Source organism: Yinghuangia sp. ASG 101, assembly GCF_021165735.1.
GTDB lineage: Bacteria > Actinomycetota > Actinomycetes > Streptomycetales > Streptomycetaceae > Yinghuangia.
The window spans coordinates 5900346-5918203 of the sequence record NZ_CP088911.1 but is presented as its reverse complement, the minus strand read 5'-3'; the positions used below and the strand labels follow the sequence as shown (position 1 = coordinate 5918203).

The window sequence follows — 17858 nt, the reverse complement described above, 5'->3', positions numbered from 1 at the left end:
CTCGGGCGTCATCGTGCGGCGCCGCGCAGCACCACGGACCTCGGGTGCAGCAGCACTTCGGCGTCGTCGCGCGGGTCGGCGTCGTAGACCACGAAGTCGGCGGACGCGCCCTCCTCCAGGCCGGGTCGCCCGAGCCAGGCGCGCGCCGACCAGGAGGCGGCGGAGATGGCGGCCTTCGTCGGCAGGCCCGCGCGGACCAGCTCCATGACCTCGCTGCCGACCAGGCCGTGGGCCAGTGATCCGCCCGCGTCGGTGCCGACGTAGATCGGGATGCCGGCGTCGTGGGCCGCCCGCACGGTGGCGTAGCGGTTTTCGTGCAGCGCCCGCATATGGGCCGCGTAGGCCGGGAACTTCGCGGACGCGCCGTCGGCGATGCCGGGGAACGTCGCGATGTTGACCAGCGTCGGGACGATCGCGACGCCGCGTGCGGCGAATTCGGGGATCATGGCCTCGGTCAGGCCGGTCGCGTGTTCGACGCAGTCGATCCCGGCCGCGACCAGGTCGGGCAGGGAGTCCTCCGCGAAGCAGTGCGCGGTCACCCGGGCGCCGACGGCGTGGGCGGCGTCGATGGCCTCCTTGAGCGCGTCGTAGGGCCAGCAGGGCGCGAGGTCGCCGCGTTCGCGGTCGATCCAGTCGCCGACGAGCTTGACCCACCCGTCGCCGCGGTGGGCCTCCTGGAGGACGTACGCGGTCAGGTCGCCCGGTTCGATCTCGTGGGCGAAGTTGCGGATGTAGCGCCGGGGGCGGGCGAGGTGGCGGCCGGCGCGGATGAGCCGGGGCAGGTCCTCGCGGCCGTCGATCCAGCGCGTGTCGGCGGCCGACCCGGCGTCGCGCAGCAGCAGCGCGCCGGAGTCGCGGTCGGCGAGTGCCTGGCGTTCGGTGGTGGCCTCGTCGACCGCGCCGTGGTCGTCGAGACCGACGTGGCAGTGCGCGTCGACCAGGCCGGGCAGCACCCAGCCGCGCACGGTGGCGGTTTCGGTGTGGCGCGGTCGTTCGAACGTGATGCGGCCGTCCAGCACCCACAGTTCGTCGCGGACGTCCTCCGGCTCGGGGCCGGCGAGGATCGGTCCCACCACGTGCAGCGCGGGCCCGCTCGTCTCCGGACTCCCCCGGTCTGCTGTGCTCATGACGTCACCTCAGATGTCTCCACAGTGGCCTGAGCCGGACGCGGAGCCACCACGTGAGCCGCCTCAGCCTCTCCTTTGGCCGACGCCTCCGGCGGTGCCACCGGCCAGTCGCCCACGATGTGTTCGCCGTGTCCGGGCTTCCTCCGATCAAGGTACGCCTGGAACGACGCCGCCTGTTCGGCGGCCCATGTGCGCTGCTCGTTGTGCAGTGCGCGTACGTCGAGCGCGGCCAACTTCGGGTGGCGCGCGCCGAGTTCCACCGCCAGGCGCAGGCACGCCTCGGCGTCGGCGTCGGCGGTGTGCGCGTCCGCGAGGGAGACGCCGTAGAAGGCGGTGGTCGCCTCCAGCGTCCGCTTGCCGCGCCGGAACCGGTCGAGCTGCTTGTCGATGACGAGCGGGTCGACGATCGGGCCGAGGACGGGCACGCGGCGTGCGAGGGGCGTGCGGTCGTGGCGGCGCAGCTCCGCCTCCAGGAGGGTCAGGTCGAACACCGCGTTGTAGACGGCGACGGGGGTGCCCGCCGCGAGGTATCCGGCGAGGGTGTCGGCGATCTCGTCGAGGCATTCGACCGCCGGGCGCCCGTGTGCGCGTGCGTGCTCGGTGCCGACGCCGTGCACCGCGGTCGCCTCGGCCGGGATCTCGCGGTCGCCCGGGTGCACGAGCCAGGTGCGGCGGTTGCCGGCGGTGTCGCACACCGCGGCGGTGACGATGAAGTCGTTGCGGACGTCGACCCCCGACGTCTCCAAGTCGAAGGCGGCCAGCAGCCTTTGGTGCCAGCCCTCGTGGCCGCCGCGCGCGGGGGCGACCGGTTTGGGCTCGCAGTCCTTGCAGTACGTCGTCCATTTTCCGTCGATCCGGGTCAACACTCCGTCACCCGGTGGGACGTACGTCGAACAGGTGGCACAGGCAGCGCCATAACGGTTGGTGGCCACAGCGGGTTACCTCGCTCGCTCCGTAGTTTCACCTTGCGTCAAGATGATCACCACGCTACGCGGTCGCAATGACGCCGGCCTTTTTGCCACGCTTTCGCCCGCCTCCCGAACACCCTTGCGGCGCACGCCTCGTGGCACCGTCGACGGCCCGCGGGGCGGAGCCGGTGACGCCGGGTTCCCGGCGAGCCGCGCATCGGATGCCGCACGGTGCCAGGATGTCCGCGTGCGCGTACTGCTCTCGGATGGTTTCGGTGTGACGTCCCGTCAAGTCGCCTTGCTGCTGGGCGATGCCGGGCACGAGGTGGACGTGCTCGCGCCCGAGGGCAAGCCGCCGCTGCGGTATCCGAAATCGGTGCGGCGGGTGTACACCGTGCCGGCGTTCGGCGACGACCCGTGGGGGTGGCTCGGCGCGGCCGAGAAGACCCTGCGCGCGGACGGGCACGACGTCCTGATACCCACCGGCGACCAAGTCGCCGTCCTGTCCCGGGCGGACGCGGCCGCGACGTGGCTCGCCGGGCGGGTCGCGGTGCCGGGGTTCGCCGCGCTCGAACGCGTCCAGGACAAGGTCTCCGCGGCCGTCACGCTCACCGAGATCGGTCTTCCGCAGCCCGAGTCGTTCGTCGTGCGCTCCGCGGAGGCGCTTCGCCAGATCTCCGATCCGCCGCTGTACGTCAAGCTCCCGATCGGCGCGGCGTCCACCGGGGTCCACCACATCACCCGCCGCGAGGAGCTGCTGCGCCTCGCGGACCGGCTCGACGCCGAGGGCACGTTCGCCACCGACAGCGGCGTGCTCGTGCAGCAGCCCGAACAGGGGCCCGTGATCAGCGCGCAGTCGGTCTTCGACAACGGGCGCCTGGTCGCCGCCCACGCGTACCTGCACACCCGCATCGGGTCGCGGGGCGGCGCCGCCGCGAAGCGCGGCGTGAACCTGCTCGCGGTGCGCGAGCACATCACGCTGCTCGGCGCCCACATCGGTTGGCACGGCGCCCTGTCGATGGACGGTGTGCTGACCGCCGACGGCCCGGTCTGGATCGACGTCAACCCGCGCCTCGTCGAGCCTGCGAACGCCGCGCGCTCCGGCGTCGACCTCGTCGGCGCCCTGATCGGCGTCTCCCAGGGCGGCTCCCCCTCCGCCCTCCCGCTGGGAGAACCCGACGTCCTCACCCACCAGTTCCTGCAGGCGCTGTGGGCCGCCGGCGAACGCGGCCGAGGCGCGGTGTGGCGGGAGCTGTGGTACGCCACCGCCCGCCGCGGCCCGTACCGCGGAAGCACCGAGGAGCTTCTGTCCCCTTTCCGTGAACCCCGCACCCTGGCCCGGGTGTTCGCCCTGTGCGCGGCGCTGGTCACCGCCCCCGCGCACACGCTGGGCCGGGCCACCCGGAACGCCGACCGCACCGCGCTGACCGCCTCCGGCTGGCACCGCATCCTCGCGGGGCCGCCGCCGGCACCGTAGTCGGGCGCCGCGGCACGCCGACTCCCGTGCGGTGCCCTGGAGTTCTCCGCCCCGGTTCCCCACGATGGCGCCATGACGACCACCGACCCGGAAATCCGCGCCCGCAACACCGCCGCGCTCCGCCGTGCCCTGGCCGCCGTCGGCGACGTGTCCGCGCAACTCGCCGAGTACACCGACGACGCGGTCCTCGAATTCCCGTACGCGGCACCGCCCGTGCGGGTCGAGGGCCGGGCACGGATCAGCGCGTACCTGACCGCCGCCCTCGCGGTCTTCGAGATGCGGCTGACGGTGACCCGCGTCCACGAGTGCGCCGATCCCGATGTCCTGATCGCCGAGTACACCAGCGAAGGCCGCGTCACGACGACCGGGAAGCCGTACGCCAACACCTACATCAGCGTGGTGGCCTTCCACGGCGGACTGATCGCCCACCAACGGGAGTTCTACAACCCGTCCGCCGCCGCCGAAGCGCTCGCCCCGTGACCCCTCAGGTGCTCCCGCGCCGCCGCCGACCCGGCCCGCGCGGCCTCGCGCACGTCACCCGACCCGGTCGGCGACGCGGCCAGGAAACCCGCCGCGAAGGCGTCGCCGGCACCCGTGGGGCGGCGGATCTCCCCGACGGGCAAGGGCTCGTGCGTCACCCGCAGCCACGCTCGCGCACCGGCCCGCCGCACCCGCACACCGTCCGGCGCCTTGACGACCACGTCGGTCGTCGCCGGCGCGAGGTGGGCACGCACCGCGGCGAACTCGCGTCGGTTGAGGAGCACGACGTCGGCCGCCGCCAGCAGACCGCGGACGGCGTCGGTGGGGCGGGCGCACCACGTGTCCCCGGGGTCCAGGCTGATCCGCGTCCCGGGCGCCTCCCGGCGCAGCGCCCGGATCAGGCGCAGCAGCGCGGGCGGCGTGGCGTCGTCCAGGAACGACGTCACGTGCACGGCGCGGAACCGGCTCAGGCGCGCGACGATCTCCGCCCGCCGGCCGTCCACGTGGTCGGCCATGGCGGTGTTGGCGCCCGGGTCGACGCGAAGCGCCCGGTTCCCCACGTGCTCGATCGCGAGGCACACGCCCGCGCGGGCCTCGGTGCCGTGCACCGCTCCGGCGTCGACCCCGAGGCGGGTCAGGGACTCGACGAACGACTCCGCCCCGAAAGGGGGTTCGCCGGCGACACCGACGAACCCCAGTCCCAGCTCCGGGTGGAGCCGGGCGATCGCGGTGATCGTGGTGAACGCGGATCCGCCGAGCGTGACGCGGCGCGGCATCGACGCGACCGCGCGCAGGAGTTCGCGCATCTCCGCGGAGGTCGCCGACGACTCGGAATCGGCGTCCGCTCCGGAGACGCGGTCCGGTGTGCGGACGATGACGTCGACGTTCAGTGCGCCGATGCCCGCGATGTCGCCGTGTCGGGGCGCGTCGGCCGCGGCGTCGCCGTCGTTCGTCAGGCCACGACCCCCATGAGCCGCAGGCAGCCGCCGTTCGGGCACTCCGGGGACGGCGGCAGCGTTTCGACGCGGGTGTTCTGGGGCCAGCGCCACGGGCCCCGGTTGCCGACCAGGTGGTAGCCGACCTCCAGCGACCGGACCACCTTGCCGTCGTGGACGAAGAACAACACGGTCCCGAGCCCGAACTCCGCGCGGTAGGGGAAGGTCACCTCGCAGCCCACCATGCCGTCGACGTCCACGCCCACGTCGCCGGGGTCGCCCGGCTGCGCGGCCACCACGGACGCCGGGAACGCGTACATGAGGTCCCACTTCAGCGGTGCCAGGTCGGCGAGCGCCTGCCCCACGCCCGAGCCGCGCACGCCCGTCAGGGCGTCGCGCATGCGGGCCGCGTCGCCGCCGTCGTGGGCGTACGAAACGCCGCAGGTGGTGCCGCGCTCCGCGTCGGCGTGTTCGGCGCCGGTCACGTTGATCACGGCGTACGCCAGGTAGGCGAGGAGCAGGACCAGCACGCCGCGCGGCAGCCAGCGCACCAACCGCCGCTTGGGGGCGGTGGCCTCTTTGAGCGATGACGTCACGTCCACGTTTCTACAGGACGGTTGTGTCCGGGCGCGTCCGCCCTGGGGACCATCCGAGGGGTACGACGACCCCCGGAAGGTCGCGACAAAATCCAACAAAAGCCGTAAAAGTGTCACGAGATGTGATCTCGGCCACAGGCCGCTCCGGTGAGACGCACCCCTCCGGCCGCCCGCGAAACACGGGCGGCGGCTCACGGCCGGACGCCGGCGACTCCCACGAAAGCCGGGCATTTGTCGGCCCCATCCGGGATGTCCTCCGGCGCGAGCGGCCGGTGGACCCGCGCGACCCGCGGCCCGACCTCGGCCGCGAGAGGCGCCAGCGCCTCCGTGTCGAAGCCGTACAACCTCGCCGCGTTCCCGCCGATCATCGCCGCGACCTCGTGCGGGTCGATGCCGCTGTAGGTGAGCCGCAGCGCCTCGTGGCTGAACGGCGTACTCGCCTCCTTGTGCGGATAGTCGCAGCCCCACATGATCCGGTCCACGCCCACCTGGTGGCGTATCTCCGCCTCCGCCCGGCGCTGGAAACTGGCCCCGACGTGACACTGCCGCGCCCAGTACTCGCTCGGCGTGAGCGACATCGAGCCGACCAGGTCGTGCCCCCACTCGTACTCCTGCGAGCCGACGGCCCGCCCCATGCGCCGCCAGTAGTGGTCGAGGCGGCGGCACTCCTCGGGGATCCACGCGGTGCCCTGCTCGGTGAAGACGAACTGCAGCGCCGGGTGGCGTTCCATGGTGCCGGACACGATCAGGTGGGTGAACGCGCGGTGCGCCCACCACGAGACCTCGGTGAGGAACACCACCTTGTCCGTCGGGGTGTCCCCGAACGGCGGAGCCGCCGAGCCGGTGTGGTGGTTGACCGGGACGCCCGACTCCTCGCACACGCGCCACAGTGGCGCGTAGTGGTCGTACTCCCACAGCGGCACCAGGCCCGACCCCGGCGGCGTGCCCGGCAGCAGCAGGCCGCCGGTCAGCCCCGCGCGCACGGACCACTCGACCTCGGCCACGGCCGCGTCCAGGTCGTGCAGCAGCACCTGCGCGATGCCGGCCCGTCGGCCGGGGGCCGCCGCGCAGAAGTCGACCATCCAGCGGTTGTGCGCCTTCAGCCCCTCCCAGCGCAGCGCGAGGTCCCCCGCGTCGGCGGCCGGCGGCTGGTCGGTCAGCGACGGCTTGGGGAAGAACGGCGGGACGGTGTTGGGGTAGATGACCTCGGCGACGATCCCGTCGGCCGCCAGATCGCGCAGGCGCCGGTCCGAGTCCCAGTTGCGGCGGCCGAGATCGCCGAGCAGATCCGGATAGGGGACCCGGTAGTCCCGTACCCAGGCGTCGAATTCGTCGTGCAGCCGGGCGGGGAGATAGTCGCGGTACTCGTGGATCTCGGCGCCGCCGTGGCAGTCGGCCGAGATGACGGTGTAGCGCTCGGGCCCGTCCCACAGGGGGGTTTCGGGCGGCTCCGGGACGTTGTCGCTCATGCGCGGCTACACCTCCAGGGCTTCCGCGTTGGGGTCGACCGCGGCCTGGTGGTCGTGGCCGGTGATCCAGTGGCGGCCGATCTCGCGCGCCGCCGCCCACTTGGCCTCCAGGTCGCGCGGGGCGCCGTCCGGTCCGGTCTGGCCGAGGGTCTCGGGTGTGACGCCGATCCTGCGCGCGTGTGGGGCGAGGGCGCTCAGGTCGAACCCGTAGACGTCCGCGACGGCTTCGCCGAGCATGACGCGGGTCTCGTCGACGGGCACGTCGCCGAACGTCTTGCGCAGGATCCCGAGTGTTTCGGGCCACGTGCCCTCGGGGTGCGGGAAGTCGTTGCCCCAGCAGATGTTGCCGACCCCGATCTCGTACCGCATGCCGATCTCGCGGCGCTTGGTGTTGGACGAGCCGATGAAGCAGTTGCGGTCGAAGTACTCGCTGGGCAGCAGCGTGAGTTCGTCGAACCCCGCGAGCTTCGCCGCGCCGCGCGCGCCGAGGAGCAGGCGGTCCATGAACCACAGCAGGTTGCCGACCCACCAGCACCCCGCCTCGGTGACACCGAACCTGAGGCGGGGGAACCGCTCGAAGACGCCGGACCACAGGAGGAACCACAGCGGCCGGGCGGGCCACCACGTCACCTCGGTGACGTAGATGCCGAGGTGGTTGCCGTACGCCTCCCGGTCGGCCGGGCCGGAGTGCGTGACAATCGGGAGTTCCAGGTCCTCGCACAGCGCCCACACCGGGTCGTATTTGCGGTCGTGGTACGGGGCTTGGTTCATCCACATCGCCGGGATCATGACGCCGCCCAGTCCGTCCGCCTTGGCGCGCCGGATCTCCGCGAGCACGTCCGGGAGTTCGGCGGTGATGGGGATGAGGGCGATGCCGCGGCGGCGTTCGGGCGACGTCGCGCACAGTTCGGCGAGCCAGCGGTTGTGCGCCTGCGCGCCCGCGAGGCCCAACTCCGGGTCCAGGTCGCCGGACAGGCCGAGGCCGGCGCCGAACGGCACGCACGTGCGCGACTCGACGGCGTCCGCGTCCGGGAAGACGACCTCCGCGGTCACCCCGTCCTTGTCGAGTTCGGTGTCCCGGCGGTCGACTTCCCAGCCGCTGCGCAGCACGTCCGCGTTGGACTCGAACCAGTTGGCGGCGAAGTCCTCGTCGCGGACGCCGAGTTCGGTGATCGCCCGAAGCTGTTCCTCGCGCTCGGCGAGGAACAGGTCGAACGCGCCGTGGTACCGGGTCGCCAGATAGTCGCGGTACAGCTCGGTCGGCAGCCCGGCGTGGGTGTCGGACGAGATGACGATGTACGGGTCGGACTGGCTCATCACTGGCCTCACTTGGTCTCGCGGTCGAGCACGAAGGACTCCAGATACGTCGGATTCGACCGCGCGAGCATGCTCCCCGACCGCGCGGTGATCTGCCCGTCGCTGTGCTCACCGGGCGGCAGGATCCAGAAGCGGTTCGCGCGGATCCCCTCCACGACGTCGGCGGCCACCGACTCGACGGGCGTGTACGCGACTTCCTGCCCCGACTCGCGCATCGCCTTCTCCCACGCGTCGAGCGTGTTGTACGGTGTCCGGCGCGGACGGGACTTGGCGAACCGCTCGGGGCGGTTGCGGTACGACTCCCACAGTCCGGTGCGCAGCATCCGCGGGCCGGGGAAGAGCACGGACGCGTCCAACTTGGCGCCCACCTGGTGGAGTTGCGCGTACAGCGCCTCGGTCATCGTCACCACCGCGGCCTTGGTGGTCGCGTACACCGACGCGTTGGGCAGCGGCGCGATGCCGCCGTCGCCGGACGAGGTGTTGACGATGTGCCCGTCGGTGTCCTGCGCGAGCATGCGGGGCACGAACGCCTGGACGCCGTGGAAGACCCCGAAGACGTTGACGGCGAAGCACCAGTCCCAGTCGCGCGGGTCATGCTCCCACATCCTGCCTTCCGAACCCGACCCGATGCCGGCGTTGTTGCACAGCACGTGCACCGCGCCGTACCGGTCGAACGCCGCGTCGGCGAGCGCGTGCACGGAGTCGCGGTCGGAGACGTCGGTGACATGGCCCAGGACGTCGCCGCCGTCCCGGGTGAGCCGCCCGACCGCCTTGTCCAGCGCGCCTTCCTCGATGTCGGACAGCACGACCTTCATGCCCTCGGCGACGAACCGCTCCGCGATCGCGAACCCGATGCCGCTCGCGGCCCCGGTCACGACGGCGACCTTTTCGGTGAAGTCCTTCAGCATGGACGGGAGTTCCTTCGGTACGCGGCCGTGGCCGGACGGACGGGTGAGTGGCGTCGGCCGGTCGTCAGACGTGGTCGCCGGGCTCGGGCGGATCGTCGGCGATCTGCGCGATGTCGTCGTACCGCTGGTGGATGTACGGCAGCACGAGATCCGCCTTGACGCGCTCCGCGACGAACCCCTTCTGGTCGCTGGTGCGTTCGCCGAGGGTGACGGACACCAGCCGGCGCACGGGCAGATCGGCGACCGGATCCGCGGCCGAGTCGCGCAGGATGACCTCGCCCTCGACGCGTGCGGCCCACCGGTGCTTCTCGTGGCGCACGACGTGGACGAGCATCGGGTCCGCGTCGAATCCGTCGCCGTCCACCGCGGGCAGGAACTTGTAGTAGAAGCTCGTCGTGCGGCGCGGCTCGGGCAGCGGCAGTTCCCCGGCGACCCGGCCGCGGATCTCGACGTACGTCACACCGTGCCGGGTGACCTTGGCGACGACGCCGTCGCCGTCGCGGTCGACCGTGACCTCCGCGAGCTTCTTGGGCTCGCCGAACACCTCGCGCCCGCCGATCACCGCGCGTTCCGTCGTCATCGGCATCGTCAGCGTGTAGTCGCCCTCGACCGCGCCGTGCCGGCAGCGCACCGCGACCGCGCCGGCGCCGAGCGGATGGCCGTTGATGTCGCACGCGGCGATATTGGCCCGCACCAGCGGGACATCGGCGGGGACGAGCGGCGGCGGCAGGACGGCGGCGACCACCTCCGGATCGGTCTCCCACAGCGCGACCACGCCGGTGGACCAGATCTCCGGCAGCACGCTGCGGTCCCGCGCGGCCCTGTCCAGGCTCTCGGGGGAACGTGCGGCGTAACGAACTCGTGCCACGGAACCTCACCTCTTCCGGGTCTGCTTCGTGGAGCGCTTCGTTCGGCCCCCCGGGCGCGTGCGTCGCGGCGCGGCGGCATCGCCCTGACGGCGCATCAGGTCGCCCTGTAACACTGTTACAGGACGATGGCCACGAGGTAAAGAGGGACGGCGAGTTGGCCTCGGGCGTGCCCCGGTCGTCGGCGCGGCGGGCCCCGCCGCCAGAATGAGGGCAATGGACGGAACCAGCGCCACCCCGAAGGGCGCCGCGGCACGTCGGCCGCCCGCCGACGCGGGCCGGACGGCGGGTTCCGGCGGGCCGCCACCGGGAGGTTCGGGGCCACCGCCGCGCTCTCCGCCGACCGCGGGCACCCCCCGCGTCACGCGCGACGCCGTCCTCGACACCGCGATGCGCCTCGTCCGGGAGTCGGGGGCGCAGGGCCTGAGCATGCGCAAGCTCGCGGCGGAGCTGGGTGTCGCGGTGACGTCCATCTACTGGCACGTCGGCAACCGCGAGGCGCTGCTCGACGAACTCGTCGAGCGCGTCCTGCGCGAGATGGGCACGGTCCGCGTGCGGGGCCGCACACCCGCGGCCCGCATCGCCTCGATCGCCCGCGCGAGCCGCCGGATGATCCTCGAACGCCCGCACCTGATCAGCCTGGTCCGCGAGCGCGGCCTCGACTCGCTCATGATGCTTCCCGCCCGGCGGGCTCTGGTACGGGAGTTCGCCGCCGCGGGCGTCCACGGCCACCGGGCCGCCCTCGCCGTCCAGGCCGTGCAGTACCAGGTCGCGGGTTTCGTCCTGCTCGAACGCAATCTCACCGGCGAGCCGCCGGCGCTCGCCCAGGTGCGGGACTGGCTCGACGAAGTCTCCCGTGACGACCCGGAGTTGGGGCGGGCCCTGGCCGCCCCACCGGACTCCGACACGCTCTTCGACCTGACCGTCCACGCGATCGTCGACTCACTCCTGCGGCCGGAGCCACCGACCTGAGCCCCCGGGCCACACGGCCCCACCCTCCCCAACGCCGCTCCCCCGCCGAACACCCGTTCCGCGCACGCGCGTTCGGGGTGGCACCAGGTGCCACCCCGAACGATGTCGTTCCGATCCGGCGCGCGGGCCGGTCCCGTCGGGCCTCAGCGCGTCCCGCGTCCGCGGTCACCCTGCTTGCCGGTGTCCCGCCGCATGCCGGGTGCGCGTTGTTCCTCGGGGAGTTCGGCCTCGATGCGCTCCTTGCGCACCGTGCCCCGCACCGTCTCCTGCTCGACGTGGTCCTCGGTCGTCAGCCGGACGCGCTCGACCGGTTCCATGTGCGTCTCGATCACCGGCCGGTCCGCGTACAGCGTCACTTCCTGCTGCTCCTCGGTCATGTCCGCGCGCATGGCCTCGGCGCGGTTGGCGTCGGTGATCGGCTCGCGTTCGATGCGCACCTCCTGGTGGTGCACCGGGATCGTCTTCTGCTCCTCCTCGGTGACGACGAACTTCCGCAGCCGGGCACGCCCCACCTCGCGACGCTCCACGCCCACCTGCATGTGTTCCTCGAAGCGCGTCATCGTGAGGTCTTCGTGGGCGGCGTCCGCCGTGGCCTTCGCACCGGACGTCCCGGCGGCCCCGGCGGTTCCGGCGGCCTTCGCGGGCTTGCCGAGATCGGCCTCGCCACCCGTCCGGGAGGTCCCGCCCGCCTTCGTCCCGGCGGCCCCGGCCGCGGCTGCCGCCGTGCCGGCGGCCCCGGCCTCGCCGCCCGAGCGCGCCCAACCGCCCTCGCCGGGCTGGTTGGCGTCACGCCAGGCGCTGTCCCAGGCGAGGCCGTAGTAGTCGTACAGCCGGTGTTCCTCCTGCGCGGACAGGTGCCCGCCGGCGTCCACGTCGACGTTCGGCGCGTCCTTGACCTTGTGCTTCGGGTACGGAACCTCCAGGTGGTCTTCCGACACCTTGGCCTCGGCGATGGGGATGAACGTCTCGTTCGAACCGAACATCCCGGTCTTCACCGTCACCCATTCCGGCTGCCCGGTGTCGTCGTCGAGGAAGACGTGCCCGGCCTCGCCGATCTTCTTGCCTTCGGCGTCGAAGACGGGGTGGCCCAGCACAGCGGGTATCTGATCGCGAGTGATCATTTTCTGCCTCCTGCTTTCGGGGACAGCTCCGACGGGACCGCACGCCGCGGAAACCCGTCCGACACTGGTGGAAGGACATGCGGTGAAAGGACATGGGGCCGGGGAGACAACAGCCGGGGTACGACAGCCTGGAACGACAACAGGGCTGACGACACGGGGCTGCTGCCGCACTCCTGGGCCCGGGCGCAAATCCTCAGGCGCTCCGCACGAGTCCGGCCCCCACGGCCGTCTCGCGGTCCCCTCCAAACAGCAGGTATCCCCGTGCCTTCATCAGAAACGAGAGAATAAGAAATATCGCGAATTATCTGCGTAAGACGGTCATTCCTCCGGTCCACCATGATTTGCCAGGTATGCCGCCGGGCCTCAGGGTGGTCGCGTGCGGGCCGCGCGGCCCGCGCTCTCCCCGGCACTGGAGGCTTCCCATGGCACGCTGCGAGGTCTGCGGCAACGACTACTACGCGACGTTCGAGGTGCACGCGGGCGATGCCGTACACGTGTTCGACAGCTTCGAATGCGCGATCACCCGCATGGCGCCGATCTGCGAGCACTGCCGCTGCCGCATCATCGGCCACGGAGTCGAGGCCGACGGGCGCTACTTCTGCTGTGCGCACTGCGCGCTGGCGGAAGGCGCGGTCGGCGTCAAGGACAACGTCTCGGTGACGTCGTCGATGTAGCGCCCCCGAGAACGACGACCGGCCGGGCCATCATCGGCCGGACACGGCGGGATCGGCGACCACGGCGCACGGCTGCGACCATGGTCCCCGATCCCGCTGCCCGTTGGAGGCCCCGTGCCCGCCCGCCGCCCCGCCGCCCTGCCCCGCGGCCTCGTCCTCGGCACCGACACCGCCGCCGCCCCGTATTCCGGCCCCGCGTCCCCGCCGGGCCGCGACGACGAGCGGTTCACCTTCGCGCTGATCTCCGACCGGACGGGCGCCGCACGGCCGGGCGTCTTCGAACGCGGCATCGCGGCACTCAACCTCCTCGCCCCCGCGTTCGCCCTCCAGGTCGGCGCGCCGGGGACGCGTGAGCCGGTCATCGCGAACCTCGCCCTCGACGGCATCCTCGGCCCGGAGGGCCGTCCGGTCTGACGCATCCGGCGCGGCGCGACCGAGGCCTGCCGAACGCCCCGGCAGCGGCCGGTCCGCCGGGGCACCGGACCCGCAGCGCGCGCGTCCGACCCCGACCGATTCCGCGTCCTCCGACGCCGCCCCGACCCCGGGGGCCACGTCCGGGCACCCGCGCCCGCCGGAGTACCGTGCTTCCGTGTACCGCTTCCTGCTGACGCCGCGCTGGCTGGCTCTCAACCTGCTGGTCGTGTTGCTCATCCCGGTGATGATCAAGCTCGGGTTCTGGCAGTGGCACCGCTACGAGGCCAAGGCCGAGCGCAACGAGCGGGTCAGTGACAACCGGGGGCGCGACGCCGTCCCGGCGGGCGACCTGTTCGCCGTCGGCCGCGACCTCCCGTCGGCGGACCAATGGCGCGAGGCGACCGCGACCGGCCACTACGACCAGGCCCACGAATACCTCGTACGGCACCGCCAACTCGACAACGAGCTGGGCTTCTTCGTGGTGACCCCGTTCGTCTCCCAGGACGGCACGGTGCTCCTGGTCAACCGGGGCTGGGTGGCCAACCCGGACACCGCGACCGCGCGGCCCGACGTGCCGCCCGCACCCGCGGGCCAGGTCACGGTGACGGTCCGCGCACGGCCGTCGGAAACCCGCGAGCGCACCGGCATCAAGGACCGCGACGGCCTCCCCGAGGGCCAGATCATGCGCATCGACACCGGCGAACTCGCCGCCGCGCTCGGGGCCACCGCGGTGTACGGGGGCTACGGCCAGCTCGCCGAGCAGACCCCGCAACCCGCTGAGGCGCCCGCGGTGCTGCCGCTGCCGGATGCCGAGGACACCGGCCTGAACCTGGCGTACGCGGTGCAGTGGTGGATCTTCGTCATCGCGCTGGTCGCGATGTGGTTCAAGATCATCCGTCGCGAGGCCGCGGACCTGGAGGCCGAGATCGCCGCCCTGGACGCCGCGGCCGACGAGCACGGCGACCCCGCCGCCGACGCGCGGGACACCGCGCCGCGCGAGGCCGCCGACGCCGACGTCACCCGGCCGGTGTGAGCCCGTCGACCAGTTCCGGCAGCACGTCGCCGATCGGCTCGCGGACCACGGCGTCCGCCACCGCGTCGTACGGCGTCTCACCGGCGTTCACCACGACCAGCTTCGCCCCCGCCTCCCGCGCCACCCGGCACAGCGACGCGGCCGGTTCGACCTGCAGCGACGTACCGACGGCAAGGAACAGGTCGCAGACCTGGGAGGCGATCGCGGCGCGCTCGAGCACACGCCGGTCGAGCGCCTGTCCGAACATGACCGTCGCCGTCTTCTGGATCCCGCCGCACACCCCGCACCGGGGGTCGTCCTCCCCCGCCGCGATCCGTGCCAGGGTCTCGTCGAGCGTGGTCCGCGCGTCGCACTCGGTGCACACCACGGCGAACATCGAGCCGTGCAGCTCCATGACCTTGTCCGGCGCGTTGCCCGCCCGCACGTGCAGCCCGTCGACGTTCTGCGTGATCACCCCGAGCAGGCGTCCGGCGCGCTCCAGATCGACCAGCGCGCGGTGGCCCGCGTTGGGTGCGGCCAGGCGCGCGGGGTTGTCGCGGCGGGCGAGCCACGAGCGGCGGCGGATCTCCGGGTCGGCCATGTATGTGTCGTAGCGGACCAGCTTCTCGGCGTCCGGATCCCGGGTCCACACGCCCTGCGGCCCCCGGTAGTCGGGGATGCCCGAGTCGGTGGAGATGCCGGCGCCGGTGAGCACCGTGATGGAATCGGACGTCCGGATCCAGTCGCGAACAGCGGTGTTCATGCCGTCGAGCGTAGCCACAGACCTGATCTGACAGCACGTCATTAACCACGAGCGAGGAGGGCCCATGGTGCGCGCGGCCGTACTGCACGGAGTCGGGGAAAAGCTGCGGACCGAGGAGATCCACCTGCCGGCCCCGGGCCCCGGCCGGGTACGGGTCCGGATCGCGGCCTCGGGGGTCTGCCACTCCGACCTGTCGCTGGCCGACGGCGTGCTCCCGCAGGCGTTCCCGGTCGTGCTGGGCCACGAGGGCGCGGGCACGGTGGTCGCGGTCGGCGAGGGGGTCACGCACGTCGCGGAAGGCGACCCGGTGCTCCTGATCTGGGCGCCGGCGTGCGGGACGTGCTGGTGGTGCGAGAACCACGAGCCGCACCTGTGCTCGCGCGCGATGGACGCCGCCTCGGTGCCGTACGCCCGGCTCGGCGACGGCACCGAGGTGCTGCCCGGGCTCGGCACCGCCACGTTCGCGGAGGAGACCGTCGTCCCGGCGGCCGGCGCCGTCAGGCTGCCGTCCGGTGCGGACCTCGCGGAGGCCGCGCTGCTGGGCTGCGCCGTGACCACCGGAACCGGCGCGGTATGGAACACCGCCCGGGTGCCGGTCGGGGCGTCGGTCGCCGTCGTCGGGCTCGGCGGCGTCGGGTTGTCCGCGGTGCAGGGCGCCCGGGTCGCGCGGGCCGCGACGATCGTCGCGGTCGACCCGGACGAGGGCAAGCGCGAACTGGCCCTCGCGATGGGCGCCACGGACGCTTTCGCCCCCGGTCCGGATCTCGCCAAAAGGGTGCGCGCCCGGACCGGCGGGCGCGGCGTCGACCACGCGTTCGAATGCGTGGGACGTGCGGCCACCATCCGCACCGCGTGGGGCCTGACCCGCAGGGGCGGCATGACCACGATCGTCGGCGTCGGCGCGAAAGACGACACGGTCGACTTCAGTGCCCTCGAACTGTTCCATTTCGCCCGGACCCTGACCGGATGCGTCTACGGCTCGACCGATCCCGTACGCGACGTCCCCCGGCTGGTCGAGCACGTGGCCGCCGGACGCATCGACCTCGGCGGGCTGGTCACCGCCCGGATCGGACTCGACTGGCTCGACGACGCGTTCGCGGCGATGCGCGCCGGCCGGGGCGCCCGCACGCTCGTCGTCCCCGGCACCTGACGAGACGCGCCGAACTCCACCGGCGCGGATCAGTGACGCACCGCGCCCCTCGGCGGAAAGATGACCCCATGGATCTTGGACTACGCGATCGCGTCTACCTCGTCACCGGTGCCACGCGCGGGCTCGGCTTCGCCTCGGCCAAGGCGCTCGTCGACGACGGCGCCCGGGTCGTGCTCACCGGCCGCACCGAGGAGAACGCCGCCAAGGCCGCGACCGCGCTGGGAGGGCTGCCGCATGCCCTCGGCGTCGCCGCGGACAACGCCGACTCGGCGACCGCGGAACGGCTCGTCGCCGCGGCCGTCAGCCGCTTCGGGCGCCTGGACGGGGTGCTCGTCAGCGTCGGCGGGCCGCCGGCCGGGGCGGTGCTGACCGCCGAGGACGACCAGTGGCGGGACGCGTTCGAATCCGTGTTCCTGGGAGCGGTGCGCCTCGCCCGCGCCGCGGCCCGCGCGATGGGCGACCGCTCCGACGGCGCGCACGGCGAAGGGGTCATCGGGTTCGTGCTCTCGGCGTCGGTCGCCGAGCCCATCCCCGGGCTGGGCATCTCCAACGGCCTGCGCCCGGGGCTCGCGATGGCCGCGAAGACCCTCGCCGACGAGCTGGGCCCGCGCGGGATCCGCGTCCTCGGGCTGCTGCCGTCCCGCATCGACACCGACCGGGTCCGCGAGTTGGACGCGCTGTCCGGCGACCCCGCGGCGGCTCGCCGGCGGGTCGAGGCGTCGATCCCGCTCGGCCGCTACGGCACACCGGAGGAATTCGGGCGTGTCGCGGCCTTCCTGCTGTCGCCCGCCGCGTCGTACCTCACCGGGATCATGGTCCCGGTCGACGGCGGGGCACTGCGCGGACTGTGACGCGGCGGTGCCGCCCCGGTCCACCCCGGGGAGGCGGAGCGGCACCCGAAGCGGAACGCCGGGCAACTCCCGTGCACGGCACGGGAGTTGGCTCCGTGCGGGCGACGGGCGCGCCTAGACCGGGGCCGCGCGTTCCCGCGTGGCCGGTGAGCGCGCCGCGGGCGCGAGGCCGCTACTCCAGCCGCCGTTTCGGCAGCCCCTTGGCGCTCCGCAGCTCCACGTTCACCGGCAGCCGCTCCAACTCGACCGCGACGCGGCCGTGTTCGAGAACGTCCTCGCGGATCGCCTCCAGCACGGCCCGCGGTTCGACACCGGCCTCGGCGCGGACGGCGAGTTTCAGCCTCGGGCCCCGACGGCGGCGGACGAGGCGCGCGTGGGCGTCCGCGACATCCGGAACGCGTTCGAGGTCGTCCGCGATCGCGTCGGCCAGCGCGTACCCGTTGACGGTGATCGTGTCGGCGTCGTCGCCGACCAGTCCGAAGCCGGTGCCCAGCCCGGACGGGCCGCCGCCCGCGTCGTCGGACACGTCCGTGACGCGGATGAGGCGCACCGGCCGCCGCCGGAACTGGGCGAGGAACCACCACAGACTGAGCACCAGCACGGCCCCGGGCACCCCGAAGGCGACCCACCACCACCAGTCGTGGTCGACCAGCCGGTCGGTCTGGCTCGGCGTGATGATCGGCTTGTGCGGTTCACGCAGCACGTCGCCGAGCGAGTCGCGGAACCAACCGCGCGAGCGAGCCGTCACCCCGAGGCCCCCGACGAGGAGGCCGAGGCCGAGAAGGGTCAGCAGGATCCGGTTCACGACACGGCGCATG

Annotated in this window: 19 protein-coding genes; 8 read left to right on the top strand and 11 right to left on the bottom strand. The window is 72.9% G+C overall.

All coding sequences use genetic code 11. The annotated features are described in order from the left end of the window. Window positions 1–8: 8 nt before the first annotated feature. Window positions 9–1127 (bottom strand): amidohydrolase family protein, encoded by a 1119-nt coding sequence (locus LO772_RS25425; RefSeq protein WP_231774356.1) that lies wholly within the window; start codon window positions 1125–1127, stop codon window positions 9–11. After that, window positions 1124–1993, bottom strand: a complete 870-nt coding sequence (locus tag LO772_RS25420; protein ID WP_443089315.1) for an exonuclease domain-containing protein — start codon at window positions 1991–1993, stop codon at window positions 1124–1126. The genes LO772_RS25425 and LO772_RS25420 overlap by 4 nt, the downstream gene beginning before the upstream one ends. Before the next feature lie 319 nt (window positions 1994–2312). On the opposite strand from LO772_RS25420, the gene LO772_RS25415 reads away from it, so the two are divergent. Both LO772_RS25415 and LO772_RS25410 read left to right on the top strand, forming a co-directional pair. Beyond that, complete coding sequence (locus LO772_RS25415; RefSeq protein ID WP_231774354.1) at window positions 2313–3512, top strand: hypothetical protein; 1200 nt, start codon at window positions 2313–2315, stop codon at window positions 3510–3512. A gap of 72 nt (window positions 3513–3584) precedes the next feature. Beyond that, on the top strand, window positions 3585–3992 hold the full coding sequence (locus tag LO772_RS25410) for a nuclear transport factor 2 family protein (protein WP_231774353.1): 408 nt from the start codon (window positions 3585–3587) through the stop codon (window positions 3990–3992). On the opposite strand, the gene LO772_RS25405 is transcribed toward LO772_RS25410, so the two are convergent. From LO772_RS25405 to LO772_RS25380, 6 genes are all read right to left on the bottom strand, one after another. Continuing rightward, complete coding sequence (locus LO772_RS25405) at window positions 3953–4990, bottom strand: carbohydrate kinase family protein (protein WP_231774352.1); 1038 nt, start codon at window positions 4988–4990, stop codon at window positions 3953–3955. The two genes, LO772_RS25410 and LO772_RS25405, sit on opposite strands and share 40 nt — an antisense overlap. Then, window positions 4945–5523: a hypothetical protein gene (locus LO772_RS25400; RefSeq protein WP_231774351.1), complete on the bottom strand. Its 579-nt coding sequence runs from the start codon at window positions 5521–5523 to the stop codon at window positions 4945–4947. The genes LO772_RS25405 and LO772_RS25400 overlap by 46 nt, the downstream gene beginning before the upstream one ends. Before the next feature lie 191 nt (window positions 5524–5714). Beyond that, entirely contained in the window at window positions 5715–6992 is a 1278-nt protein-coding gene (locus LO772_RS25395; RefSeq protein WP_231774350.1) for an amidohydrolase family protein, read from the bottom strand. A 6-nt stretch (window positions 6993–6998) separates the two neighbouring features. Beyond that, a complete protein-coding gene (locus tag LO772_RS25390; RefSeq protein ID WP_231774349.1) occupies window positions 6999–8309 on the bottom strand; it encodes an amidohydrolase family protein in 1311 nt (436 codons plus the stop codon). 8 nt (window positions 8310–8317) lie between these two features. Beyond that, on the bottom strand, window positions 8318–9217 hold the full coding sequence (locus LO772_RS25385) for an SDR family NAD(P)-dependent oxidoreductase (RefSeq protein ID WP_231774348.1): 900 nt from the start codon (window positions 9215–9217) through the stop codon (window positions 8318–8320). Between the two features lie 64 nt (window positions 9218–9281). Next, a complete protein-coding gene (locus LO772_RS25380; protein WP_231774347.1) occupies window positions 9282–10085 on the bottom strand; it encodes an acetoacetate decarboxylase family protein in 804 nt (267 codons plus the stop codon). Window positions 10086–10299: 214 nt separating this feature from the next. Here LO772_RS25380 and LO772_RS25375 point away from each other — a divergent pair, with 214 nt between their 5' ends. Further along, window positions 10300–11055, top strand: a complete 756-nt coding sequence (locus tag LO772_RS25375; protein ID WP_231774346.1) for a TetR/AcrR family transcriptional regulator — start codon at window positions 10300–10302, stop codon at window positions 11053–11055. Between the two features lie 143 nt (window positions 11056–11198). On the opposite strand, the gene LO772_RS25370 is transcribed toward LO772_RS25375, so the two are convergent. Continuing rightward, window positions 11199–12176 carry a PRC and DUF2382 domain-containing protein gene (locus LO772_RS25370; RefSeq protein ID WP_231774345.1) on the bottom strand — a complete coding sequence of 326 codons (978 nt, stop codon included), beginning with the start codon at window positions 12174–12176 and terminating at the stop codon, window positions 11199–11201. A gap of 422 nt (window positions 12177–12598) precedes the next feature. Here LO772_RS25370 and LO772_RS25365 point away from each other — a divergent pair, with 422 nt between their 5' ends. The 3 genes from LO772_RS25365 to LO772_RS25355 all read left to right on the top strand — a co-directional run bounded on the left by LO772_RS25365 (window position 12599) and on the right by LO772_RS25355 (window position 14297). Continuing rightward, window positions 12599–12850 carry a hypothetical protein gene (locus tag LO772_RS25365; protein ID WP_231774344.1) on the top strand — a complete coding sequence of 84 codons (252 nt, stop codon included), beginning with the start codon at window positions 12599–12601 and terminating at the stop codon, window positions 12848–12850. A gap of 114 nt (window positions 12851–12964) precedes the next feature. Further along, complete coding sequence (locus tag LO772_RS25360; protein WP_231774343.1) at window positions 12965–13264, top strand: hypothetical protein; 300 nt, start codon at window positions 12965–12967, stop codon at window positions 13262–13264. 175 nt (window positions 13265–13439) lie between these two features. Next, complete coding sequence (locus LO772_RS25355; RefSeq protein ID WP_231774342.1) at window positions 13440–14297, top strand: SURF1 family cytochrome oxidase biogenesis protein; 858 nt, start codon at window positions 13440–13442, stop codon at window positions 14295–14297. Here the strand turns inward: LO772_RS25355 and LO772_RS25350 are convergent. Then, window positions 14281–15039 (bottom strand): SIR2 family NAD-dependent protein deacylase, encoded by a 759-nt coding sequence (locus tag LO772_RS25350; RefSeq protein WP_231774341.1) that lies wholly within the window; start codon window positions 15037–15039, stop codon window positions 14281–14283. The two genes, LO772_RS25355 and LO772_RS25350, sit on opposite strands and share 17 nt — an antisense overlap. A gap of 64 nt (window positions 15040–15103) precedes the next feature. Here LO772_RS25350 and LO772_RS25345 point away from each other — a divergent pair, with 64 nt between their 5' ends. Next, a complete protein-coding gene (locus tag LO772_RS25345; RefSeq protein ID WP_231774340.1) occupies window positions 15104–16189 on the top strand; it encodes a Zn-dependent alcohol dehydrogenase in 1086 nt (361 codons plus the stop codon). Between the two features lie 68 nt (window positions 16190–16257). Next, the gene (locus tag LO772_RS25340; protein ID WP_231774339.1) at window positions 16258–17040 is read left to right on the top strand and encodes an SDR family oxidoreductase; all 783 of its coding nucleotides are present in this window, start codon (window positions 16258–16260) and stop codon (window positions 17038–17040) included. Window positions 17041–17212: 172 nt separating this feature from the next. On the opposite strand, the gene LO772_RS25335 is transcribed toward LO772_RS25340, so the two are convergent. After that, window positions 17213–17857 carry a hypothetical protein gene (locus LO772_RS25335; RefSeq protein WP_231774338.1) on the bottom strand — a complete coding sequence of 215 codons (645 nt, stop codon included), beginning with the start codon at window positions 17855–17857 and terminating at the stop codon, window positions 17213–17215. Window position 17858: the final 1 nt, after the last annotated feature.

What these genes read in the sequence shown, in the direction of transcription:
- LO772_RS25425 (WP_231774356.1), bottom strand. Translation starts at nt 1,127, where the DNA reads ATGAGCACAGCAGACCGGGGGAGTCCGGAGACGAGCGGGCCCGCGCTG.
- LO772_RS25410 (WP_231774353.1), top strand. Translation starts at nt 3,585, where the DNA reads ATGACGACCACCGACCCGGAAATCCGCGCCCGCAACACCGCCGCGCTC.
- LO772_RS25395 (WP_231774350.1), bottom strand. Translation starts at nt 6,992, where the DNA reads ATGAGCGACAACGTCCCGGAGCCGCCCGAAACCCCCCTGTGGGACGGG.
- LO772_RS25390 (WP_231774349.1), bottom strand. Translation starts at nt 8,309, where the DNA reads ATGAGCCAGTCCGACCCGTACATCGTCATCTCGTCCGACACCCACGCC.
- LO772_RS25385 (WP_231774348.1), bottom strand. Translation starts at nt 9,217, where the DNA reads ATGCTGAAGGACTTCACCGAAAAGGTCGCCGTCGTGACCGGGGCCGCG.
- LO772_RS25375 (WP_231774346.1), top strand. Translation starts at nt 10,300, where the DNA reads ATGGACGGAACCAGCGCCACCCCGAAGGGCGCCGCGGCACGTCGGCCG.
- LO772_RS25370 (WP_231774345.1), bottom strand. Translation starts at nt 12,176, where the DNA reads ATGATCACTCGCGATCAGATACCCGCTGTGCTGGGCCACCCCGTCTTC.
- LO772_RS25365 (WP_231774344.1), top strand. Translation starts at nt 12,599, where the DNA reads ATGGCACGCTGCGAGGTCTGCGGCAACGACTACTACGCGACGTTCGAG.
- LO772_RS25350 (WP_231774341.1), bottom strand. Translation starts at nt 15,039, where the DNA reads ATGAACACCGCTGTTCGCGACTGGATCCGGACGTCCGATTCCATCACG.
- LO772_RS25345 (WP_231774340.1), top strand. Translation starts at nt 15,104, where the DNA reads ATGGTGCGCGCGGCCGTACTGCACGGAGTCGGGGAAAAGCTGCGGACC.
- LO772_RS25340 (WP_231774339.1), top strand. Translation starts at nt 16,258, where the DNA reads ATGGATCTTGGACTACGCGATCGCGTCTACCTCGTCACCGGTGCCACG.
- LO772_RS25335 (WP_231774338.1), bottom strand. Translation starts at nt 17,857, where the DNA reads ATGCGCCGTGTCGTGAACCGGATCCTGCTGACCCTTCTCGGCCTCGGC.